Origin of the sequence: Streptomyces sp. NPDC096324 (assembly GCF_044763015.1) — a bacterium.
Classification (GTDB): Bacteria; Actinomycetota; Actinomycetes; order Streptomycetales; family Streptomycetaceae; genus Streptomyces.
In genome coordinates, this window is the sequence record NZ_JBIWFK010000006.1 from 254,386 (window position 1) to 277,311 (window position 22,926).

Sequence of the window (22,926 nt, forward strand, 5' to 3'; positions counted from 1 at the left end):
CCCGCGACGCCCTCGCGGGCCTGGCGGTGTGCATGCCTCCGCGGGCGCCCTCGCGCGGACCGAGGCGCGCATTCTCAGCGGTACGGCGGGCTCCGCGGCCGAACCGGCCGGGATGGCCGACAGCGTCTGGGACCGGGCCGCGGCCGCGTGGGACCGCTCGGTGCCCGCCCGGTCCAATGCACGGCTGCATGCCACCGCCGGCCTGCTCCGCGACCTCGCGGTGACCGGCCCCGACGGCCTTGAGGAAGCCCGCCGACACCGAGGGGATCTGGTCGCGGCGGCCGAGACGACCGGCGACATCGAGCTGGCCGCCAGGATCATCGGCTCCTACGACGTCCCGGCGGTGTGGACTCGCGCCGACGACCCCGACGACGCCGGCGAGCTGTGCCGGGCCGCCGCCCGTGCCGCCGCCCGGTTCGGCCCCGGCGGGCCGGCCGCGCTGCGTGCCCGGCTGCTGTCCGTCGTGGCGGTCGAGTCACGGGGCGACGCCGCCGCCACGCTCCGCTTTCCCGGGCGTCCGACGCCCGCGCCACCGAACCGTGGCGGCGGCGCGCCGAACGCGCCGCAGAGGAGGCCGTCCGGATCGCCCGCCGCTTGGGCGACCCCGCGCTCCTCGCGTTCGCCCTCAACGGCGCCTTCATGCGGTCGTTCGCCGACTGCGGGTCGGCCGCCACCGGAGACGTCCTCGGCGGTGAGCTGACGCGGCTGGCCGTCGAGCACCAGATGCCCGGTCACGACGTCCTGGGCCGCATCGTCCGCCTCCAGGCCCTCGCCGGCCTTGGTGAACTCGCTGCGGCGGACTCCGAGGCCGAGGAGATCGACCGGCTCGCGTACCGCAACGAACGGCCGCTGGCCGGAGCGTTCACCGCCTGGTACCGCGCCCTGCGGACCCGCGAGACCGACGGCTGGCCCACCGCCCGCTCCCCGTACGCACATGTCCTGGCGGAGACCGCGGGCTGCGGCATGCCCGGCCTCGTCCAGGGCGCGGCCGCCCTCGTGGCGCTGGTCCCGGTCATGCGAGGTGACGCCCCGCTCGACCCCCAGGACTTCGCCCACCTCGACGCCGGTCCCTACCGGCCATGGCTCGACCCCCTGCTGCTGGCCGAGTCAGGTGCCGTGGAACAGGCCCGGCAGGCGCTCACGGCCGTACCCCGGCCTCCGCACGACCTCCTGCAGGAGGCCCTGTGGTGTGTACTCGCCCGAGCGGCGGTGGCCGTCGGGCACCGGCCGGTCCTGCGCCGGGCCCGCGACGAACTCTCCGCCGCGGCAGGGGAGCGGGCCGGTGCCGGGAGCGGTCTGATCTCGTTCGGGCCGGTCGAACACCACATCCGGGAAGCCCGAACAGCCCTCGGCGACGGGTGACCGGCCCTCCGCGTGGCGTGTCGGCGGGAACACGGGACGGCCGACGCGGCGTGGCGTGTGCGGTCGGCCGCTGCCGACGGCCGCGCGCTCGGAAGGTACCGGACCGTCAGACGGCAGCGAGGGGTCGGCCGTCAGCTTCTCGTCGACGTGCCGCCGTACTGCCGACGAGCCGTCTCGCGCACCATGCGGTGGACCGGCTGCTGCGTCCGCCGCCGGAGCCCCTCCGGGCCGACCGCCGTCAAGCATTGCGTCAGGCGTTCTCACGTCTGCTTCGTCGCCGGCGTCCCGACCCAGCCGTGTCGGACGGCGTGGCCGCCGAGTTGCATCCGGGTCCGTACTCCGGCCATGTCCATGAGGCGGCGCAGTCTCCGGTGCATCGTGCGTGGTGACAGGCCGAGCTGTGTCGCCGCGGTCAAGTCGGTGGCGCCGGCCAGCAGGAGCGCGAGGATCCTTTGATCGAGGGCTGTCGGGCCCTCCGCCTCCTGCTCGACGGTGGGTCCGGCTTCCTCCTCGTCGGCGGTCAGTGCCAGCGGGTGGGCGGTGCGCCACACCGTCTCGAACAGGGTGTCCATCGCGTCCAGCAGGCCGCTGCGGTGCAGCAGCACCGCTCCCGGTTCGCCGGCCGGCGTGGTCGCGAGCGGGACGAGGCCGAGTTCGGTGTCGGCCAGCATGAGTTTCATGGGCAGATGGTCGGCGATGCGCAACTGCACACCGTTGCGCAGGGAATCGATCGCGTCGTGGACGATGCCCGGCTCCTCCAGGACGGCCCGGTCCAGTACCGCCCGGAAGCTCACGCCACGACCGAGAGCCACGGGTTCGGCCGTGTTCTCGTCCGGAGGCAGGGCGACGAACGGTGCGGTGATGAAGGTGCGGACCTGCGTACGGGCCGCTTGCTGCACCTGGAGATAGCGATGGCGAATGGCGTCGACGCCCGTGACGACCTCGATCAGATCGCCGATGCCGCTCGCGCTCGTGGCCGCCCGGTGCTCCTCGGCCAGGGTGACCAGCGCGTGCTCGGCCGCACGCAGCCCGTCCCTGCGTTGGCTGATGAGGGCGCCGAGCGCCATGGCGGGCGGCGCGGCGGTGAACCGATCGTCCGCCGATCCGGTCACCAGTCCCCATGTGACCAGACGGGACAGGGCGTTGTCGGCCTGAGCCCGCGTCAGGGAGAGCAGATCCGACAGTGTCCCCGCGGTGGAGCTCGGCCGTCCGAGGAGCGCCCGGTAGACGCGCTCGTCATCCGGTTCGAGGCCCAGAACGTCCAGCATCGGCGACCGACTCTCTTCCGCTTGTCGCAGAGGGGAGAGTATGCGCCATGGCGGCGGACTTCGAATAGCCCCTGGTGGAAGCGGGTGCGGACCGAGAGGCCCCGGAGAGTTGCCTCCCCGGGGCCCGACAGCGTGGTTCATCGCAGGCCGTACGCCCGGATGATGTCGTTCTTGACACCGAAGCCGCTGCTCGTCCCGGCGCTCGCGCGGACCGAGAGGAAACCGCCAGGTTTCTTGGCCGTCTTGAACGAGCCCTTCCAGTAGCCGCCTGCGCCCTTGGCCAGGGTCACCTTCCGCCACGTGACACCGTCGTCGTACGAGACGTCCAGCTTCACCGTGGTGACCTTGCCCGGTACGGTGCCGAGGTCCATCGACACCGGCTTGAGCGCGATCCGCTGGGTCGCGCCGGCCTTCACGTCACCGTGCAGGTCCGACTCCAGCCTGTAGTCCAGGTTCAGCACCGAGAACGGCTCGAAGGAGTCCGATTCGACGGTGTCGGACAGGAACGTCCACTCGCTGTGGGTACGCGTCGACAGCCGGAAGACGTCACCGGGCCGCTCCGCGTCGAGGACGGCGCGGTAGGGCAGGTTGCCCGCCGGTACCTCCTGCCACTGCATGTCTCCGCCGCCGGGGTTGTCGTAGATCCGCGTGTCGCCTTGGAAGACCTGCAGGTGTGACGGTGTCTCACCCCACGGCAGGAAGCCGCCCAACCGCATGTTCTCGCTGGCCGAGGCCCACGCCTGCACGTTCCAGGTCATGTAGTTCTGCCAGCGGGAGTTGTACACGCCGAAGGACTCGCTCTGGCCGGGGCGGGTCGCCGGAGCGAACCAGTCCAGACGGGTGGTGCCGCCCTTGGCATACGTGTTGTCGCCCGACACCATCACCCACGGCAGGGTGCCGTCGACGCCCTGCGCGTGGAACTCCCTCCAGACCTGGCCCGGGGTCACCCATTCGGTGCGGGTGCCCGGGTGCCACTCGGCCTCGGGGAGGTTGAACGACGGGCTGAGGGTGAAGTCGGACCGGTAGCCTTCCGCGGCCTTGCCGCCCGCGGCCGAGTAGTAGCGGGCGTCGATCCGGGCCAGGTCACGCTTGGTCGGCTCGTAGACCAAGGGGCGATCCGGCACGCGGCCGGGGTAGTTCCGGGTCAGGTCGTAGACGAACGGCGTGTACTCGGTCTGTTTCACCGTCAGTTCGAGGAAGCCGGCCTTGGCCATCGCGACAAGGGCCCTGCCCGCGTCACGGTGAACGGTGGCGACCGGGACGGCCGACTCGCCGACGTACTCCATCAAGGGGCCGACGCCGTCATTGACGACGATCAGCGCCTTGGCACCGGCCGCCACCGCGGCTTCGGCGCGCTCCTGCGGCGAGACCCCGTCACTGCGCTTGATGACGACGATCTTGCCCCTGGCCCTGACCTTCCCGTACTCGGCCGCCGAGCCGTTCCCCGCGTAGACGGCGCCCGTTGTCTCCGCGCCGGTGCCCAGTGCGCTGCCCGCCTGTACCAGTGCGTCGAAGCGGAGGCGGCCGCCCGACGCGCTCAGAGCGAGTCGCGGCTCGCCCTTGCGCCAGCGGGTGGTCAGGATGAACTCGCCCTGCTTCATCGGCTCCGTCGGCGAGACGTAGACGTCGTCGTACGTCGGCGGCAGCACATACGCGCTGCGGTAGTCCGTGTACGGGTCGAGGCCCTTGTAGTGGACGTTGAAGTCGACCTTGCGCTGGCGGTCCTCGGTGCGCTGCGGCGCCCGGGTCTGCAGCAGACGGGCCTTGCTCGCATCCAGCACCACATCCATGGGGCCGTCCTTGAGCACCGTCTCCGGGTCGACCAGCACGGCGAGACCGGAGCGGTCCGCCTTCTCACCGGCCACGTCGACGTACCCCGCGACGGTGTACGTGCCGGGTGCCATGCGCAGGGTGGTCGAGCCGTCGACGTAGATGTTCCACGGCCAGACGTCGCCGGCCAGGTTGATCCCGACCCAGCCGGAGGCCGGCGCACCGTCCCGGCCGACCAGCTTGATGTTCAGGTCGTAGCGCTCCTCCTCCTTGAGCAGCGCCACGGACGTGCGGGTCACTGGCTTCCCGGTGGCCGCGTCGGTGGCGATCACGTAGCCGACATGCCGGCCTGCCGGGGCGGCCTGCGGGTCACCGGTCACCGGGACGGCGGCGGTGCCGCCCGCCGGGACGGTCACCTCGGCGGCTTTGAGCGTGAACGGTCCGCCGTCGTCGGTCAGCGCCAGCTTCAGCGTGACGTCGGCGGGACCGGTGTTGGTGAAGGCCAGATCCTTCGTGACGGCGACGTCGCCCGGCTTGTGCGGCCACGTGTAGTTGCCGAAGAAGAGCGATCCGGTGCCGCGGACCGTGGTCCGCACCGCGGCGGCCACGTCGACGCGGCCGGTGCCGACCTCGTACGGCGAATACCCCGGGTCCAGGCCCTTCGCCGTGCTCATCAGCTGTTCCTTGAGCTGCGCGCCGGTCCAGTCCGGGTGCCGCTGGGCCAGGATCGCCGCCGCGCCGACCACGTGCGGAGTGGCCATGGAGGTACCGCTGAGCGTGCGGTACAGGCCCGTCCCGCCGTCGGTCATCTCCTGCGAGCGGGCGGCGGTGATGTCCACGCCGGGCGCCGCGATGTCCGGCTTCATCGCGCCGGAGGAGGCCAGTGGACCGGTGCTGGAGAAGGACGCGAGCTGATCCTGCTTGTCCGTGGCGGCCACGGTCAGCGCCGAGGCGGCCGCGCCCGGGGCGGAGATGCTCTCCGGGCCCGCGTTGCCGGCCGCGATGACGAACAACGTGCCGTACTTCGCCGACAGCGCGTCGACCGTCTGCGACATCGGGTCGCTGCCGTCGGTCGGGTAGGAGTCGCCGAGGCTCATGTTGACGACGTCCGCACCGGACTCGGCGGCCCACTGCATGCCCGCCATGACCCAGGAGTCCTGGCCATAGCCCTCCGCGCCACCGAGCACCTTGCCGACGTACAGGTCGGCGCCGGGGGCGACGCCCTTGTAGTCACCCCCGGAGGCGGCGCCGGAACCGACGATGGTGGAGGCCACATGCGTGCCGTGCCCGTTGAGGTCGGTGATGGCCTCACCCGGTACGAAGCTGGCCGTGCCGTCGATCAGCCCGGCGAAATCGGGGTGGTTGACGTCGATGCCGGTGTCGAGCACCGCGACCTTGACGCCTTTTCCGGTGTAGCCCGCCGCCCAGGCCTCGGGCGCGCCGATCAACGGCACGCTCTCCTTCAGGTTGACCTTCACACGGCCGTCGAGCCACAGGTTCGCCACCCCCGCGCCCATCGCCTTGCCGTCCTTCGGCGCGAGGGTGTTCCAGAAGGTCCGGACCCGCCTCTTCTGGGTGCTGAGCACGGCACCGTGAATGCCCTTGAGCGTGCGGGTCAGCTTGCTGCCCCGGGGAGCCGTCGGCTGGATGGCTGTGCGGGACTTCGACGTGGCGTACGTCGCGATCAATGGCACCGCGGACGTCTTCGCGTCGTCGTACCCCATCTCGATCAGGTCGGTGACGTCGAACAGCCGCCGGTCCAGCTTGCCCGCGCCCAGCAGGGGCACCGCCTCGTCCGGGACGACGAACAGATCACCGTGGACCGTCTGCATTTTCACACCGCCGACGGCGTTGTCCGGCCGGTCGACATCGGCGGTCTGTTTGCCGTCGGCCGTCGTGGTGACCGTGACGACGTCGCCGGTGACCAGAGTGACCTTGTGGGTCGCCGTGGACTTGGCGGGACCGGTGGGCTTGAGCGGGGCGGCTTGCGCGGGCTCGTGCAGCATCGCGAGCCCCGACGCCAGCAACGACGCCACGGCGGCAGCCGATATCAGATGCCACCGCCTGCGCCAGGAGGCGGAGGACAGGGAGGAAGAGACCATGCCCCTGGGTCTATCGGCCGCCCCCCACCGGCGAGAAGGCAGAACGACGGCAAGTCCTCGCCATGGCAAGGACTTGCCGGTGACAAACCGCTGGTAACTGCACGAAGGGGGTCGACCCGCTCCCCGCGGACCGCCAGGTTCGCCTCCCGGTCCTCGGAGCGGCGCACATCCCTGTACGAGGAAGGAAGTGGAAGGCTTGCGGCATGGCCCTTCGACCACGGCTGGACTTGCGGCGTTCCTGGCGGCCGGGTCACGCGCCCGCACTGGTCGTGATCCCAGTGGGGCTGATCGTCGCGGTCTGTGTGGTGGACGTGCTGTCTCCGCCGCACATCCACCTCGGTCCGCTCCTGGTGGCGGCGCCCGCGATCACGGTGGCGTTCGCCGGGGCCCGCGTCACGGCGCTGATGGGAGCTCTCGCGGTGGTGGCCCAGGTGCTGATCGGCGCTATCAGAGGGGTCCTGTCCACCGCCAACATCATGGCCCAGATCGCCGCCCTGATCATCGTCTCCGTCGTCTGCGTCGCCATCTGCGTGGTGCAGGACCGCAGCGAGAGGCAGTTGCACCGAGTGCGGTCGGTGGCCGAGGCGGCGCAGAGCGTGTTGCTGCGGCCATTGCCCACACATGCCGGTCCACTGCGGATCGCCGGCCTGTACATCCCCGCCGAGGAAGAGGCGGACCTGGGCGGAGACCTGTACGCGGCGGCACGGACCGTCCACGACAGCACCCGGCTCCTGATCGGTGATGTACGCGGTAACGGCCTGGCCGCGATCAACAACGCCGCCCTGCTCCTCGGCGCCTTCCGCGCGGCCGCCCATCGGCAGGCCACCCTCCCTCGCCTGGCCGTCCATCTGGACGCCGCGTTCCGCTGGGACACCAGCCAGTGGCGGTCACCGGCGGAGCAGGACACCAACGAGGACTTCGCCACCGTGACGCTGCTCGACATCCCCGACCACGAACCGGTCGTTCACCTCATCACCTGCGGCCACCCGCCCCCGCTCCTCCTTCGCGGACATGACCTCACCCCCCTCACGGCCGAGGCGAGCCACCTCCCGATCGGATTCGGCGGGGCCTTCGGCATCGCCGCCTACGACGTCCAGACCTTCCCCTTCGAGGTCGGCGACCTCCTGCTGCTCTACACGGACGGCGTCATCGAAGCCCGTGACGCCGACGGAGTCTTCTACCCCTTCACCGAACGGGCGCCGCAGTGGACGAAGGACGACCCGGACGTACTGCTGCGCCACCTCCGGGGCGACCTGCTGGCCCACGTCCACGGCCACCTCGACGACGACGCGGCCGTCGTCGCGATCCGCCGCCTGGCACTTTGATCCCCACGCTCCGGTGGGCGCGGGTTCCGCCGGCTCTGGCGTCCGCCGGGCCCCGGCGCGCCGTCCATTGGCGGCACGGTCGGTGCGTGTCGGCCCGGGGACTGCGGCTGTGAAGTCGCCGTTGCCGAGACTGTCCGGATGAGTGAAGAATCCGCACCGCGACCGTCCGCCGAACAACGTGAACGCCAACGGACCGTCGTCATGGCGACCCTCACCGTCCTGGCGGGCGCCGCGGACGCGGTCAGCTTCCTGACCATGGGGCACGTGTTCACCGCCCTGGCCACGGGAAACGTGCTCTTCCTGTCTTTCGCCGTCGCCGGAGAGGGACAGGTGCCGGTGGCCCGCCCCGCCATCGCTCTGGGCGCGTTCGTCCTCGGTGCCCTGGCCGGGGCCCTGGCCACCAAGGGTCTCGTCGCACACCACCGGCACTGGTTCGCGGCCGCGCTGGCGGTCGAGGGGGCACTGCTGGCGCTCGCCGGTGCGACAGCGCTGTGGCGGCACGGTTCCGGCTCACTCACCGATCACCCGGACAACCTGGTCATCGCCATCGTCGGCTTCGCCATGGGCCTGCGCGCCGACACCGCACTGCGTGCCGCTGTTCCCGGCATGCCGACCCTGCTGGTCCAGGTGTCCCTGGTCCGTCTCATCCACGGCCTCTCCGGAGCCGTCCCCGCGACCTCGGAACGGCACACGATCCGTCCTCGGCTCGTCGCCACCGTCGTCGGCATCTTCGCGGGCGGCGCCCTCGGCACGCTCATCACGCCGTGGGGGACGGGTCGTGCGTTGCTCGCCATCGCCGCCGCGGTCCTGATCATCGCGGCGCTCAACGTGATCCTGGTGCGGTATCACCGGCTCACGCCGGAACTGATCGGCTGACCGCTTCCCGTACGACATCTTTGCAGGTCACGGCCGTGTATCGGTTCAGGGGGCGGCGTTTCTGTCGAAGATCGACAGCGGCTATTCTCCGCCTATGTCCCCAACCCCCGCGCAGCGTCGGCTGCGTGACGACCCGCGCACCGCCGAGGTGGCCGCCCGCGAAGTCGCCCTGCCCCTCCCCAAGGCGGAGGCACTGCTCCGTACGCTTCGGCCCGGGGAGTCGGTGCTGGCCCTCTACCACCAGGGGCTGGGGTACGCCGCTCTCACCGATCGCGCGCTGATCCTGCTGAGCGGAGAGGAGCCTTCGCGGATCGCGAGGCCCCTGGTGGTTCTGCGCCCCGCCTACGGGGCCGCGTCGCGCGTGGACCTGGCCGTGAAGGGACGACGGATCACCGTGTGGGGGTCGCGGATCGACGCGTCCGGTGCCTTCGTGCAGGGGATCGACCGCGCGACACCCGGTTCCCCCGCCGACGATCCTCGCCTGGCCGCGGTCGTCGCCGGAGAGAAGCTGTCGCTGCCCGACGACCACAGGAAGGTGCTCCTCGCGGAACTCGGACCGGGCGAATCCGTCCGGGCCCTCTACCACTGCGGCTCGGGCTATGCTGCGCTCACCGACAACGGACTCGTCCTTCTCCGCGGTCTCATATCCCCCAAGGCGACTCGGGTGGCCGAACCCGTGTCCATCGTGCGCCGCGGGCACGGCACCCTCGACTCCACCGTGATCGTCACCGACGGCAAGGGGTACGGTCTTCACGGGTCCCGGCTCGATCCCAAGGGAGAACTCCTCGCGGCGAGGGGTGAACCCCTGCCCGCCGGCTCCTTCGCCCGCCCGCGCGGCGGAGCGCGTGTGCTGGAGTGGGCGCACAGACGCCCCGTCCTCGCTTGCATGCTCGCGGCCACGATGCTCGTCGCCGTCTGGGGTGTGGGACACGACTCGTCGGCTCCCGCCCGCGCCGACCGCGCCGTGGTGGTGCGGGACTTCAAGGGAACGGCCCTCACCACGGCCGTCGCGGACGCACGACGCCAGTCCTGGATGTCGGTGACGACGGCCGACGCCTCCTCGTCCTTCCGGCCGGTGAAGGGCTCGGAGCCCGGCTGGAAGGTCTGCTTCCAGACGCCCTCTCGAAAGCAAGAGGTCCGCCCGGCCGTCCGCGCTCTGACGCTCTACGCGGTCCCCGAGAAGGAGGCGTGCCCCAACAGCCTCCTCGCCCCCCGACGCGTGGTCATGCCGGACCTCCGGGGGGAGAGTTACGGCGCTGCCTCGGATGCCCTGGACGACCTCGGGTTCACGTACACCGCCGTCCGGCACGCGCACACGGGTGGCCGGCTCGGCGCCAGTACCCGGGACCTGGAGGACTGGAGGGTGTGCCGGCAGCAGCCGGAACCCGACCGCGAGGTCATGCTGTCGACGCGGGCCGACCTGTGGCTGATCGGGCCGGGCGACTCCTGCGCCGAGCCCAGCCCGAAGCCCAGTCCGAAGCCGAAGCCCACTCCCGAACCCAAGCCGAAGGCCAAGTCGAAACCCGAGCCGAAGCCGCGCACCGGGGGCACGAGCGGTTCCACCACGGTGGGCGGAGCGTCAGGAGGAGGCAGCGGCAGCGGTGGTTCCACGGGTGGTTCCCCCGGCACCTCCGGCGGTTCCTCCGGCACCTCGAGCGGAAGCACCGGCGGCTCGGGCGGCGGCTTCGGCATCGGGTTCGGGCAGTACTGCTCTCCCGTGGGTGCCACCGCGACCACGGCCGACGGGCGCCCCGCGAAGTGCTTCATGGGCAGGGACGGCCACGCGCGCTGGGGCTACAACTCCGGCTGATCGGGGAGCCGGTCGGGCCACGGCCGCCGCCGGGCGGGTCCGGCCCCGCCCGCCCCCGCGATCTTGCCGGAAACCGGCAGTTCAGCCCGGGGCCGACGCTTCCGGGACCTGCCGTGTCGGTCGACCGGACGCGTGTGACCTAATGCTCCGGAACGAAGGAGACAGCAGTGGCTGCGCAGACGACGGACCGTTGGCTCTCGGCACGGATCCGGCAGGAGTGGTGGCACGCGGCAGCGTGGACCCTGCTCGGACTGGTGCTGTCGGTGGTGGCGGTGGGGCCGAGCCTCTACGTCCCCGGAAAGGTCGCCACGGAGACGGCTTTCCGCGATGCCCGGCCGTGCGCGGGTGAAGCCGGGGTGCGGGACGACGGTACGAGCTGCCTGCGCACGATCCGCGGCACGGTCCTCTCCGCCAGGACGGTCAAGAGCGGCAAGTCGAAGGCCTTCCGCGTATGGCTGCGGCCGCCGGTTCCCGCCCCCGCCGATCAGTCCATCGACCTCGACGCGCACGGCGACCTCTCCGAACTCGTCCGGCCGGGGGAGCGGGTGGACGTCACCACATGGCGGAACGACGTGGTCTCCGTCAGCCAGGGCGGAGTGCGCGAGCGGCTCGACGGACTGCCCGACGACGGCCCCATCACCTTCATCGGGGCCGCCTTGGTCGTCGTCTGGTCGGCGGCCCTGGCTTTCATCGCCGCTTTCGGCAGCGCCCGCCGAGCCCGCTCCCTCGCGACCGGCCGCCCCGTCGTGCCCCGGGTCCCGTTCGCCAAGGCGGCGCCTCTCGGCGTGATGGCCGTGCCGTTCGTCGCGGCCATCTGTGCCGGGCATTTCTGGGACACCTGGACGGCTGTGATCATGACCGTGGTCATCTGGGCCCTGGTCGCGGTCCCGGCCACGATCCTCGTCCTGCGCTGGGACCGTGAGCCGTCCGCGACACCCCCGCCGGGCAAGGAGGTCACCGTTCCGGCCGGCGCGCCCAACTGACCCGGCGGGGGCCGGAGTCCGAGGAGCGGTCGCCCGGACTCACCGCCCGCGCTGCCGGGCCCGGCGCAGGAGGGTCTCCGTGGCGGTGGTGATCTCCTCGTGCGCCAGCCGTCCCAGCAGCGCCCCGCCGAAGACGACGACGCCGACACCCACCAGCCAGGACTGGACGACGAGGACGGTGCCGAAGGGGCCGTAGGAGACGGTGCTGGAGGCGATCAGGGGCGAGAAGACGAGGCGCGAGAACATCCGGAGCCCCAGCAGGCCGAGAGCCGTCAGCACCGCGCCGGGCAGCAGGGCCCAGGCGGCGATCCTGCCGCCGAGCAGCATCCACTGCGACCACCAGAAGAACAGGACGGCGCTCAGAGCCGCGGCCACGGTTCCGGCGGCCGAGTGGCGCCACAGCGTGGTCGTCGCGGTCACGTAGATCGATCCGATGAGCACGGCCAGCCAGAGGACCTGGCGCCATCTCGCGTGCCAGCGGGCCGCGGACAGGTCCCAGATCTTCTCGTAGCCGGTCTGCACCGCCGCGCCGAAGCTCAGGCCGAAGACGGCGAGCGCGGCGAGACCGAAGGCCGTCGTGGTCTGCCGTACCTGCGCGGGCCCGGCGAACAGCCGCGCGACCTCGTCGCGGGCGGCGCTCGACACGCCGAGGCCGTCGCCCAGCCACTCGGCGAACCCCCGCCCGTGCTCCGGATCGGCTGCGGAGACGACGATCAGGAGCGGCACCAGGGTGAGGAAGCCGAGGGCCGCGAAGCCGAGAGACCTCTGTCCCAGTTCGATGGCCTTGCCGTGCCGCCATCCCCGGCCGGCCGGGGAGTCGCGCAGCGCCGCACGCATCCGTGACCGCGCGGTGGGCGGCCGGTCCTGGTCGTCGGCGTCCGGTGGAGCCTTTTTGGGCATGCAGATCGATTACCACAGACGGCGGCGGCGCCGACAGCGTCACGGTCGGCCGACACGCGGTCCGCCTCGGCCGGACGTGACGGGACGCCACGGGACACGGTCAGGGGCGGGCCACCTGTGACCCTGTACGGGGCGAGCCATCCGTTCCTCGGGACGGGTGGGCCCGGCCGGACGTCGGGTCCGGCCGGGCCGATGGGTGGTGCGGAGGGGTCAGCCCAGGGCGAACTTCTGGGCGGCGGCTCCGTTGCAGTCCCAGATCTGGAGCCGGGTGCCGTTGGCCGTGGCGCCGTTGGGGGAGTCGAGGCAGCGGCCGGACTGCGGGTTGAGCAGGGAGCCGTCGGCCTGTTGCTGCCAGACCTGACCTCCGGCTCCGTTGCAGTCCCACAGTTCGACCTGGGTGCCGTTGGCGGTGCCGTTGCCGACGATGTCGAGGCAGCGGCCCAGCGTGTGCAGCCGGCCGTCCGAGCCGTGGAACCAGTGCTGGTCGACCGCGTAGGACTGGCAGTTCCAGAGCTGCACGGCGGTCGCGTTGGAGCCGTTGTCGTCACCGGCCACGTCGGCGCAGGTGCCACCGGGCCCGATGACGGGCGCGCCCGCGTTGACCGCGAACCTCTGGGCAGCGGAGCCGTTGCAGTCCCAGATCCGCAGCCGGGTGCCGTTGGCCGTGGCGCCGTTCGGCGAGTCGAGGCAGCGGCCGGACTGCGGGTTGAAGAGCGAACCGTCGGCGCGCTGCACCCACTTCTGACCTCCGACCCCGTTGCAGTCCCACAGTTCGACCTGGGTGCCGTTGGCGGTGCCGTTGCCGACGATGTCCAGGCAGCGTCCGATGGTGCCGAGCGAGCCGTTGGCGTTGTGCGTCCAGAACTGGTCCTCGGCGTACGACTGGCAGTTCCAGAGCTGTACGGCGGTGCCGTTCACCCCGGTGTCGTCCGCAGCGACGTCGACGCACTGACCGCCGGGGCCGCCGATGGTGCCCTGCGGACCGTTGGGGACGTTGGTCTGGCCCGCGTAGCCCACGGAGACGATGTTCGCCTGGACGGCGTTCTCGGCGGCGTCGGTCGGATAGCCGGAGACCATGACACCCTCGAAGAACGTGCCCATGTTCCAGTTGCTGTTGTCGCCGCCCGTGCCCAGGATGATGCCGCCCTCCTGCTGCATGGGCCGGTAGCCGCCGCGTGAGGGCAGCGCCCCGTCCCACCAGGTGGTCAGGCCCCCTGACTGCGAGTTGCCTCCCTTCAGCGCGTAGGTGGTCTGGCCGTTGTTCTTGAGGACGGCGGTGACGTACGTGCTGCTATTGCCCTTGTTCGCGGTGTTGGAGCCGTTGTCGCCCTGGAACATGCCGTTCTCCAGGTCGGCCTCGATCCACGGTCCGGATCCGCTGCACGGCGCGAAGTAGCAGGTGGTGGCGATGGACACGGCGTCCATGTGGCCGTTGCCGGTGTCGGCCGGTGTGGCCTCGGCGTTGCCGTAGTCGAAGCAGCAGGCGGAGCCGACATGGGTGCCGCTGGCGACCATGTAGGCGCCTTCGGCCTGGCCGTTGACCGCGGTGCCGGACGCGGCGCCGTGCGAGCGGTAGCCGACCCCGGGAGAGATCCAGATGCCGTAGACCTTGTGACCGCCCGCCGTGACGGACAGTTCACCGGCGTCCGCACCCCGGTCGGCACCCATTCCGGCCGTGCCCGCGGGACCGGGGAACAGGTCGTTGTGACGGGACGTCTGGTCGTACACCTTCGAGATGCTGCACGTCGTGTTCGCGCAGAAGCCGTCCTGCTGGGCGGCGTTCGCGTAGCCGCCGGCCGCCAGCAGCCCGATGTCGGCGGTCGCGCCGTCGGAGACGCGGGTGACCTGATAGAGCGGGCCGTTGTACGCCGAGAACAGCGCGCGTGTGGAGCTGTGGGCGGCGACGCACGGGGTGCCCGCGGCGGCGTAGATGTCGCAGGGCTGGGAACCCGCGGCCTGAGCGATGCCGGGCATGCCGACGAGGACGGTCACCAGGAGGCCGAGGACGGCTCCGACGGACAGCAGGGCGTGGCGCAGCCGGGGTAACGCACCAGCCGTGGGGGAGGGGAAGAGACGCGAGGAGGCAGATCTTCTTCTGCGCATGTGTGCTCCCGGAGTGGAGGGTGGAGCTACAACTCGCCCTCGGGACAGCCGAGTTCAGGGCTGCCTGGCGACTGAGACGGAAGTTACAAGCGCTGGTCGATTGCGTCAATATTTGTTGCTTTCCTTTCTGCTCGGCCCTCGATGCGTGTCCGAACCTGTGGCTTTGTGGTACCCGTCGCTTCCTGGGGTGGTCTGCTCGGGGCGCCGCTTCCCAGGGTGGCCGGGACGGCTGTGGCGGGGACGTACGCGGTGGTACTGCCGCGTATCGCCATCACGCGGTGGCTGACCGCAGGAGCGTGCTCGACCCACTTCGGCTGGATCATCCCGTTTCCCACCGAGTCTCCGGCGTTCCTCCTGGACAGTGGCGCGTGATCAGAATTTGAAAGGGATACGACGACCGAAAAACGCCGGTGGCGGGCCGCCGGAGTTTTTTCGACCGGCCCTGCTGTGCAACATTCGAGCGAGGTCGAGCACCACCCTCGGAGGGGAAACGCATTGTCGCCCACCACGGGATCCGAACACCGGTCCCCGCACGTCCTCACATCGTCCAGCGACGCATCCCTTATCACCGAATGGGCCGGCGGAAAAGGGAAGAACCTGCACACGCTGACCGCGTCCGGATTTCAAGTACCGCGCTGGTCGATCATCGGCCTCGACGTATTCGCCGAATTCAGCCGCGGCAGCGGTCTTGACGGGCATCTGAAACGGCTGCTCGTCGACGGCTGGGAGCCGAAGGCGGGCCGGATCGCCGCCGAGATCGCCGGCCTGATCGAGGCCGCGCCGCTCGACGACCGCCTCACCGATGCCATCGGACTGGCCTACGGTCTGGCCGGCGGCGGTGCGGTGGCCGTGCGGTCGTCCGGCGCCCAGGAGGACGGCGCGCGCCACTCGTTCGCCGGCCAGTTCGACAGTTTCCTCAACGTCCGCGGCCTCGACGAGGTCGTCGCCCACGTCCGCCGCTGCTGGGCCTCGGCCTTCTGCGAACGCTCCCTGCGCTACCGCGCGCGGCACGGGCTGGCGATCGACACCGGCGGCGTCGCCGTCATCGTGCAGCGCATGGTGGCCGCGGAACTGAGCGGCGTGCTGTTCACCGCCGACCCGGCGAGCGGACGCGCCGACCGGTACGTCGTCAGCGCCGTCCACGGACTGGGGGAGGGGCTGGTCTCGGGCGCCGTCGACGCCGACACCGTCGTCCTGGACGCCGTCACCGGCGAGCCGCTGACCACGGTCATCGGTGACAAACAGGAGCGCTACGACGCCGGATCCGGCCCCGGCTGCCAGGTGTCACCCGTCGCCGACGAGGACCGCGACCGACCCGCGCTGACAGCCGCCCAACTGGCCCGCCTGCACGCGGCCGGGCGGCGCGTCACCGCCCGGTACGACGCCCCTCAGGACATCGAGTGGGCCATCGACGACGACGCCCTGTGGATCCTCCAGAGCCGGCCCGTCACGACCCTCGCCCCGGCCGCCGGCGCCTCGGCGGAGCCCGAGCAGAACGTGCGGCTCTGGGACAACTCCAACATCATCGAGAGCTTCAGCGGTGTCGTCTCCCCGCTCACCTTCAGCTTCGCCGCGGACACCTACGCGAAGGTATACGACAGCTACGCCCGCGCCCTGGGAGTGCGCGGGGAGCGGCTGCGCGAGGTGCGGGAGTGGACCCCGTACCTCCTCGGCCATGTCCACGGACGGGTCTACTACAACCTCTTCCACTGGTACCGCATGGTGCGTCTCGCGCCGCTGTACCCGCTCAACCGGCGCGTCCTGGAGAAATCCCTGGGGGTCGCCGAGAGTATTTCCGACGAACTCGCCGACACGCTCCATCCGTTCACGCCCCGGCCCGGACTGCGCGGTCAGGTCGCGCGTCTGACACGTACGGTCATCTTTGCCGGAAGATTTCTCACCATCCGAAAATCCGTCGACACGTTTCATCGAGATTTCTATCGCGCGTACACGGTTTTCAACAACGTCGACTACGACGCATTGCCGGGGGACGAGACCTACCGCCGATTCCGGCGGCTCCAGCGGGAACTCATCGAAAAATGGGGCCCGATGCAGACCCTCGACGCGACGATCCTGCTTTCCGTCGGCCTTCTCGCCCTGCTCACCCGCAGATGGCTGCCCGAGGCGCCCGAGTGGTTCACCTGGGCCGCGGCGGCCCCGGGCGGCGCGGTCGAGTCCGCCGAACCGGTATGGGCCCTGCGCGAGTTGGCGGCCCAGGCGCGTGCCGACGCCGGGATCCTGGCCCTGCTGGAACGCACTCCCGACCCCGAGGCGCGCCAGGCGCTGCTCGACGCCGGGTACACCGGCTTCCTGCGGTCCGTCGACGCGTACATCGCCGACTACGGCTACCGCAGCCCCGACGAACTCAAGCTGGAGGTCCCCGACCTGCGGGAGAACCCGGCGGGCGTCTTCACCCTGCTGCGCGACGTCCTGCCGGAGCCCGGCGACGGCGAGGTTGGGGGCGGGGGCGCGCCGGACCGGGGCGGCGAGGCCGACGCCTACCTCGACGAGCACCTGAGCCGTCCGCGGCGCCTGGTGTACGAACGGGTACGGGGCAAGGCCCGGACCGCGCTCGCCGACCGGGAACGGCTCAGGTTCTGCCGCACCCGCGCCTTCGGAGCGGCCAAGCGCATGCTGCGCGCCCTCGGCCGCGATCTGGCGCGGGCCGGTGCCATCGACACCTGGGACGACGTCTTCTTCCTGCGCCTGGAAGAGATCCAGGGCGCGTACGAAGGCATGATCGCCCACACCGAACTGCGGGACCTCGTCGTGTTGCGCCGCCGTCAACAGGCCGCCGACAGCGCGCTGCACGCCCCGTCCCGCTTCACCACCCGCGGCGCGCCGTACTGGTGGGGAAACCTCGAAAGGGCCGGCTGGGGCGGCGGCCCGGCCACCCCCAGCGGAGCCCGCGAACTGAGCGGCGTCCCCTGCTGCCCCGGCGTCGCCGAAGGGCCCGCCGTGGTCACGGACACCCCGCGCGACGTCGGCGGCGGCGTCCTGCTCACCTACCGGACCGACCCGGGATGGGTGACCGCGCTGTCCTCGGCCGCGGCCCTCGTCATCGAACGGGGCAGCCCGCTGACCCATGTGGCCGTCGTGGCAAGGGAGTTGAACATCCCGACCGTGGTCCAGGTCAAGGGCGCCACCACCGAGATCCGCACCGGCGCACGGCTGCGCGTCGACGGGGCCGCCGGGACGGTCATCGTGCTCGCCGACGCGCCGTCCGACCGCACGGGCACCGTCCTCGCCGACCCGCCCCATGCCGACCCGGCCGCCGTCATCGAGGACGAGGACCGGACCCATGGCGGCACGGCCGCCGTCATCGAGGACCGGACCCACGTCGGCACGGCCGCGGCCCCGGACAGCCCCCGAACGGAGACCCACCCGTGATTCTGACCGAGGAACGGCTGCAGGACCTGCTCGACAAGTCCCTCGCCGAACTCCCCCCGGACACCGAATGGGCCGTCACCCTGGAAGGCTCCATAGCCGAAGGGTTCGGCAACCCCTCCTCCGACATCGACTTCCTGCTCGTGAGCCGCTTCGACGACGAGCTGCCGACCATGCCGTCCCTACTGTTCCTCGACGGGAGGCGGGTGGAGATCCGCACCCGCTCCGTGCGCCAACTCGCCGACCAGCTCACGGCGGTGGAGCAAGGAGCCGGACGGCCGGGCCGGCTCTCCGAGGACCTCCTCAACCGCTGCCAGCGGATCCTGCACAGTCACCCGCTGCGCGGCCACTCCCTCATCGAGGAGGTGAAGTCCCTGCTGCCCGTCGAGCGGTTCCGCCGGATCACCGCCGACTGGTGGGCACACCGGGCTCGGCAGTCCCTGCGGCACGCGACGGCCCTCCAGTGCCTCGGCGAGGGCGACGAGGCGGTCGACTGGACCCGCGCCGCGCTCGTGCAGAGCGTCAAGTCCTGGGCGGCCGGCCTCGGCGAGACCTATCTCGAACCCAAGTGGCTGTCCATGCAGCTCGACCGGGCGGGACGGGCGGACGTACGCGACCGCTACTGGGAGCTGGAATCCGCCGTCGTCCGGCCCGGCGACGCCGATGCCGCCCAGGCCCACCTGACCGCCTGTCTCGACTTCGCCGAGGACCTCGGACTCGCCAAGGTCCCCCGGCGGCCCGAGCGACTCACCGTCGAACGCGTCGCCCAGGTGACCACCTGGCAGACCGGCGAACGGATCCACGTCGTGCGCGGCCGACGCGACGTGTTCGCCCTCGGCGCCGACGCCGGAGCCGTCTGGCGCTCCCTCGTCCTCGGCCGGCCGCTGCCCCGCGTACTGGCGGACAGCGCCGCCACCGGCGTCACCGACCCCGGCCCGCTGCTCGCCGCGTTCCTGCGCTACGGGCTGGTCCGTCTCGCCTGGAAGGGCGCCGGAACCGTCAGCCCCGCGCTCCCGCTCGCCGCCCCGCCCGGGCCCCTGACCCCGCCCCCCTCCACCGCCCAGCCGCTGCTGTCCGTACGCGGCGCGGCCGTCGGCGGATCCCGCTCGGTCGACCTGATGCCCCTGCCCGCCGACCGGTTCGCCGCCGCCGCCATGGCCCTGGTGTGGTCCAACGTCGTGGTCGAGAACGCCGTCGAGGACCTGACCGGAGCGCTGCGGCGCGGTCAGCGCCGGGTGGCCGAGCTCACCGCGCGCCGAGCCGTGCACGCCGCGCTGCGGGGGCTGTTCAGCGCCTACGGCGTCAATCCGCTGCCCGCGGACGCCGATCTCGTACGCCGTATGGACCTGCTGCCCGCCGCCACCGTGCCGATCGGAGCGCACGCCGTCGAACTGCTGGGGCGCGGCGTGGACTCGGCGGACGACGGCGAGGCCCTCCGGGCGGAACTGCGCCGCTTCATCGCCCGGGTACGCGGTGCCGTGGGCGCCGACTCCTTCCCGCTCTCGTTCGACTCCGCGTACACCTGGCGGGCCACGCTGCAACTCGGCCACGACTGGCTGCGCATGGGCGCCCACCTCGGCGCGGAGCTGCCCATCGAGGAGGCCCGCGACCTGCTGGCCGGCAACGGGGCCCAGCCCCATCAGGCCCGGTGACGGCGCCGAGCGCCCGAGCATCCCACCCGACGTTCCGTGCGGAGGATCCACCGATGTCCGATCCGATGAACTCCGAAACCAAGGCGTCTCGTTCGCAGGCGGGCGAACCCAAAGCGTCTCGTGTGAAGACGGTTGAACCCAAGCCGGATCGTGCGAAGGCGGCCGAGCCCAAGCCGGATCGTGCGAAGGCGGCCGAGCCCCGGGCGTCTCGTGCGAGGGCGGCCGAGCCCCGGGCGTCTCGTGCGAGGGCGGCCGAGCCCCGGGCGTCCCGTGCGAGGGCGTCCGAGCCCAGGGCAACCGGCCTCGCGGTGCCCCACCCGATGGCGTCCGGCACCCCGGGGTCCGAGCCGATGACCGTGCTGGTGACCGGCGCCAGCGGGTTCGTGGGCGCCGAGGTGACCGCCCGGCTCACGGCCGCCGGCCACACCGTCCTGGCCGTGCTGCACCGCAACGGCGACCTCGTCCGCAACAACGGCAGAAAACTCGACCCGGGGCCGGGCACCCTCACCCGGATGACCGGTGACATCACCCACCCCGGTCTCGGGCTGAGCGGGGCCGACCGGCGGCTCGCCGCCACCGCCGACCGGATCGTCCACTGCGCCGCCGTCACCGACTTCGGACTGCCACCGGGCCGGTACGAGCGCGTCAACGTCGAGGGCACCCGGCACGTCCTGGTCCAAGCCCTGGCGGCCCGTACCCCCTTGGTCCACGTCGGCACCGCCTACGTGTGCGGCGAACGCGACGGCACCGCGTACGAGGACGAACTCGACCTCGGTCAACGCCCCGGAAACGACTACGAGAAGAGCAAGCTGGCCGCCGAGACCCTGGTCCGCAAGGCGGCGGCGGACGGCCTGCCGGTCACCGTGGTCCGCCCGAGCATCGTCACCGGCGCCACCCGCACCGGCCGGGTCCGCGACCTCAAGACCATCTACCCCGTGCTGCGGGTGCTGACCAGGGGCCTGGTGCGCACCGTGCCAGGCCACCTGGACGCCGTCCTCGACCTGGTCCCGGTCGACCGGGTCGCCGACCTGGTGACCGAGGCCGCCACCCGTTTCCCGGACGCCGAGGGGCGCACCCTGCACGCCGTCGGCCACGCGCTGACCCTGCGGGACATGTCCGACGTCCTCGCCGAGTACCCGTCCCTCCACGTGCCCCGGTTCGTCCCCCCGTCCGCGTTCTCCGCCACGGCCCTGCCCGGCCGCGAACGCCCCTACTACGACCGGGTCGTCTCCCTGTACGCCCCCTACTTCCGGCGTCGCGTCCGCTTCGACACCACCCAGGCCGAAGCCTTCGGCCACCGCCCGCCCGCGACGGGCGCGCACGCCTACCTGCGCCGCCTCCTCGACCACTGCCTCGCCACCGGCTATCTCGGCCCGCCCCCGCCCAGGGAGCCGGCCGCCCGACCCGACGGGAGCGCGAACCGATGACCACCGCCCACCTCGCCGAACCCTCGTACGGCATACCCGTCTCGCCACTGCTGACCTGCCATCCCGACAAGCGGCGGCTGTACGGCGCCGACACCTACTACCAGGAGAGCCACGGCCAACTCGCCGCCCTCACCGAGGACATCACCGGCTTCGCCCACCGGCACGCGCTGCTGCTGCTCAAGCCCGACGCCGTCGTGGCACGCCGGCTGGAGGCGGCCGCGGACTGGCTGGCCGGGCAGGGCTTCAGGATCGTCGGCGCGGCCGTCACCCGGCTGACCCGCACCATGATCCGCTCCCTCTGGTACTTCCAGTGGAACCTCGCCACCCCCTACCGCAGGCGCCTGGCCGCACTCTTCCTGGAGGACGCCGACGCCCTCGTGCTCCTCGTCCGGCCCGTCCACGACCTGGACGTGCCCGCCTCGGTCGAACTCACCCGGCTCAAGGGCCCCACGGACCCGGACGCCCGCCGACCCGGACAGCTCCGTCATCTCCTGGGCCGCTACAGCTACTTGCTGAACCTGGTGCACACCCCCGACGAACCCGCCGACGTGCTGCGCGAGTTGGCCGTCCACTTCGACGAGGCCGAGCGCGACCGCCTGTTCCGCTCCGCCCTCGCCGACGAGGACCGCACCCCGCACGCACGGGAGTCGGCCGCCCTGCTGTACGCCGCCACGGAACCCCGGGACCTCGACTTCGACCCCGCAGTCGCCCGGCTGCGCGACACCATGGCCCGGCACCGGGAAGCCGACTCCTCCGCCACCCCGCGCACCCTGCTGGAGACCGCCTGGCGGCTGGGCATCGACCTCGACCCGTGGGACACCGTCATCGTCGGCTCGAAGGTGCTTCCCATGCGGCAGCCGGGCCGGGCACCCGTGCTGGACGGAGCCGACGCCGACACCTGGCGCCGCCACCTGGACATCGTCCACGCGACCGCGAAGTGAGGAGCGGCCCATGCAGTTCACCCGGACACTCCCGAAGGAACTGGTGCACCGCTCCGCGGTCGCGGAGGTCTTCCTGACCGACGCCGAGCGCCGTGGCGAGGACGAGATGCTGCTGGCCGCACGCTTCCCCCACCGCCACGCCTTCTACGACGACACCCTCGGCCCCGGCGACCGGCTCGACCCCTTCCTGCTCCTGGAGGCGTGCCGGCAGGGCATCTTCGTGGTGGCCCACCGCCACCTCGGCGTCCGGCTGGGGCACAAATTCCTGCTCCGGGCAGTCGAGTTCGAGGTGCCGGACCCGGCCGCCCTCACCCGGGGCGACCGGCCCACCGAGGCGGTCGTCGCCACCCGGATCGAGAGGCGGTACCGCACCCCGGTCGGAGTGCGGGGTCTGCGGCTCCGCTTCGCCCTCGCCATCGGCGGCCGCCAGGCCCTGCTGGCCCGCATCGACTACTCCTGGATGCCGCCCGAGGACTGGACGAGGCTGCGGGCCGGGCAGCGGCGCGCGCTAGGGCTGCCGGCCGTGCCCGTCGCACTGCGTGGACCCCACGCCGATCCCGCACTCGTCGGCCGGCGCACCCGGGCCAACACGGTGATCTCCCCGCCGCGCGCCGAGGAGGACGGCACCCACACGGCACGCCTGCTCGCCGAGACCGACCACCCCACCCTCTACGACCACTGGGTGGACCACGTGCCGGGCATGCTGGAACTGGAGGCCTTCCGCCAACTCGCCCTGCGCGCCTGCGTGTCCGCCGGAACGGTTCGCACGCCCAGCCCGATGCCGGTCGCCCTGGCCGCGCGGTTCCGCCGTTTCGCCGAGATGGATCTGCCGCTGGAGTGCCGGGCCGCTCCGGCCGTGCCGGGCGCCGACATCGCGTGCACCCTGCGCCAGCCCGGCACCCTGGCCGCCGAGGCCCGTATCAGGCTCGCCGACGCGGATGCCGGACCCGCGCGTGACTTCGCGGCGCCAACCACCCACAGGGCCGCATGAGTTCGGCCCACAGAATCGACACCCACCCG

Annotated in this window: 15 protein-coding genes; 11 read left to right on the forward strand and 4 right to left on the reverse strand. The window is 71.9% G+C overall.

Annotation, left to right across the window (positions count from 1 at the left end; translation table 11 throughout):
• Positions 1-28: 28 nt before the first annotated feature.
• Positions 29-700 (forward strand): hypothetical protein, encoded by a 672-nt coding sequence (locus ACIQ7M_RS18170; RefSeq protein ID WP_403645077.1) that lies wholly within the window; start codon positions 29-31, stop codon positions 698-700.
• Positions 595-1,362 carry a hypothetical protein gene (locus tag ACIQ7M_RS18175; RefSeq protein ID WP_403645080.1) on the forward strand — a complete coding sequence of 256 codons (768 nt, stop codon included), beginning with the start codon at positions 595-597 and terminating at the stop codon, positions 1,360-1,362. The genes ACIQ7M_RS18170 and ACIQ7M_RS18175 overlap by 106 nt, the downstream gene beginning before the upstream one ends.
• A 260-nt stretch (positions 1,363-1,622) precedes the next feature.
• On the opposite strand, the gene ACIQ7M_RS18180 is transcribed toward ACIQ7M_RS18175, so the two are convergent.
• Together ACIQ7M_RS18180 and ACIQ7M_RS18185 are read right to left on the reverse strand one after the other, a co-directional pair.
• A complete protein-coding gene (locus ACIQ7M_RS18180; RefSeq protein ID WP_403645083.1) occupies positions 1,623-2,630 on the reverse strand; it encodes a helix-turn-helix domain-containing protein in 1,008 nt (335 codons plus the stop codon).
• Positions 2,631-2,767: 137 nt separating this feature from the next.
• Positions 2,768-6,502 (reverse strand): S8 family peptidase, encoded by a 3,735-nt coding sequence (locus tag ACIQ7M_RS18185; protein WP_403645086.1) that lies wholly within the window; start codon positions 6,500-6,502, stop codon positions 2,768-2,770.
• 203 nt (positions 6,503-6,705) lie between these two features.
• Between ACIQ7M_RS18185 and ACIQ7M_RS18190 the strand changes: the two genes are divergently transcribed.
• From ACIQ7M_RS18190 to ACIQ7M_RS18205, 4 genes are all read left to right on the forward strand, one after another.
• Positions 6,706-7,827, forward strand: a complete 1,122-nt coding sequence (locus ACIQ7M_RS18190; RefSeq protein ID WP_403645089.1) for a PP2C family protein-serine/threonine phosphatase — start codon at positions 6,706-6,708, stop codon at positions 7,825-7,827.
• A gap of 138 nt (positions 7,828-7,965) precedes the next feature.
• Positions 7,966-8,703, forward strand: coding sequence for a YoaK family protein (locus tag ACIQ7M_RS18195; protein WP_403645092.1), 738 nt, complete (start codon positions 7,966-7,968; stop codon positions 8,701-8,703).
• Positions 8,704-8,797: 94 nt separating this feature from the next.
• Positions 8,798-10,513, forward strand: a complete 1,716-nt coding sequence (locus ACIQ7M_RS18200; RefSeq protein WP_403645095.1) for a hypothetical protein — start codon at positions 8,798-8,800, stop codon at positions 10,511-10,513.
• Positions 10,514-10,680: 167 nt separating this feature from the next.
• Positions 10,681-11,496 (forward strand): hypothetical protein, encoded by an 816-nt coding sequence (locus tag ACIQ7M_RS18205; RefSeq protein WP_403645098.1) that lies wholly within the window; start codon positions 10,681-10,683, stop codon positions 11,494-11,496.
• Between the two features lie 39 nt (positions 11,497-11,535).
• On the opposite strand, the gene ACIQ7M_RS18210 is transcribed toward ACIQ7M_RS18205, so the two are convergent.
• Positions 11,536-12,396, reverse strand: a complete 861-nt coding sequence (locus ACIQ7M_RS18210) for a ribonuclease BN (RefSeq protein WP_389842652.1) — start codon at positions 12,394-12,396, stop codon at positions 11,536-11,538.
• Positions 12,397-12,606: 210 nt separating this feature from the next.
• Complete coding sequence (locus ACIQ7M_RS18215) at positions 12,607-14,499, reverse strand: arabinofuranosidase catalytic domain-containing protein (RefSeq protein ID WP_403645102.1); 1,893 nt, start codon at positions 14,497-14,499, stop codon at positions 12,607-12,609.
• Between the two features lie 495 nt (positions 14,500-14,994).
• Here ACIQ7M_RS18215 and ACIQ7M_RS18220 point away from each other — a divergent pair, with 495 nt between their 5' ends.
• The 5 genes from ACIQ7M_RS18220 to ACIQ7M_RS18240 all read left to right on the forward strand — a co-directional run bounded on the left by ACIQ7M_RS18220 (position 14,995) and on the right by ACIQ7M_RS18240 (position 22,897).
• Positions 14,995-17,889 carry a phosphoenolpyruvate synthase gene (locus tag ACIQ7M_RS18220; protein WP_403645104.1) on the forward strand — a complete coding sequence of 965 codons (2,895 nt, stop codon included), beginning with the start codon at positions 14,995-14,997 and terminating at the stop codon, positions 17,887-17,889.
• On the forward strand, positions 17,886-19,538 hold the full coding sequence (locus tag ACIQ7M_RS18225; RefSeq protein ID WP_403645107.1) for a hypothetical protein: 1,653 nt from the start codon (positions 17,886-17,888) through the stop codon (positions 19,536-19,538). Before ACIQ7M_RS18220 ends, ACIQ7M_RS18225 begins: the two co-directional genes overlap by 4 nt.
• 320 nt (positions 19,539-19,858) lie before the next feature.
• Positions 19,859-20,965 (forward strand): SDR family oxidoreductase, encoded by a 1,107-nt coding sequence (locus tag ACIQ7M_RS18230; RefSeq protein WP_403645109.1) that lies wholly within the window; start codon positions 19,859-19,861, stop codon positions 20,963-20,965.
• A complete protein-coding gene (locus ACIQ7M_RS18235; protein ID WP_403645111.1) occupies positions 20,962-21,906 on the forward strand; it encodes a nucleoside-diphosphate kinase in 945 nt (314 codons plus the stop codon). Before ACIQ7M_RS18230 ends, ACIQ7M_RS18235 begins: the two co-directional genes overlap by 4 nt.
• 10 nt (positions 21,907-21,916) lie before the next feature.
• A complete protein-coding gene (locus tag ACIQ7M_RS18240) occupies positions 21,917-22,897 on the forward strand; it encodes a ScbA/BarX family gamma-butyrolactone biosynthesis protein (RefSeq protein WP_403645114.1) in 981 nt (326 codons plus the stop codon).
• Positions 22,898-22,926: the final 29 nt, after the last annotated feature.

Excerpts from the sequence above, each read along its gene's own strand:
- ACIQ7M_RS18200 (WP_403645095.1), top strand. The coding sequence starts at position 8,798 with ATGTCCCCAACCCCCGCGCAGCGTCGGCTGCGTGACGACCCGCGCACC.
- ACIQ7M_RS18190 (WP_403645089.1), top strand. The coding sequence starts at position 6,706 with ATGGCCCTTCGACCACGGCTGGACTTGCGGCGTTCCTGGCGGCCGGGT.
- ACIQ7M_RS18240 (WP_403645114.1), top strand. The coding sequence starts at position 21,917 with ATGCAGTTCACCCGGACACTCCCGAAGGAACTGGTGCACCGCTCCGCG.
- ACIQ7M_RS18210 (WP_389842652.1), bottom strand. The coding sequence starts at position 12,396 with ATGCCCAAAAAGGCTCCACCGGACGCCGACGACCAGGACCGGCCGCCC.
- ACIQ7M_RS18180 (WP_403645083.1), bottom strand. The coding sequence starts at position 2,630 with ATGCTGGACGTTCTGGGCCTCGAACCGGATGACGAGCGCGTCTACCGG.
- ACIQ7M_RS18195 (WP_403645092.1), top strand. The coding sequence starts at position 7,966 with ATGAGTGAAGAATCCGCACCGCGACCGTCCGCCGAACAACGTGAACGC.
- ACIQ7M_RS18215 (WP_403645102.1), bottom strand. The coding sequence starts at position 14,499 with ATGCGCAGAAGAAGATCTGCCTCCTCGCGTCTCTTCCCCTCCCCCACG.
- ACIQ7M_RS18230 (WP_403645109.1), top strand. The coding sequence starts at position 19,859 with ATGGCGTCCGGCACCCCGGGGTCCGAGCCGATGACCGTGCTGGTGACC.
- ACIQ7M_RS18185 (WP_403645086.1), bottom strand. The coding sequence starts at position 6,502 with ATGGTCTCTTCCTCCCTGTCCTCCGCCTCCTGGCGCAGGCGGTGGCAT.
- ACIQ7M_RS18235 (WP_403645111.1), top strand. The coding sequence starts at position 20,962 with ATGACCACCGCCCACCTCGCCGAACCCTCGTACGGCATACCCGTCTCG.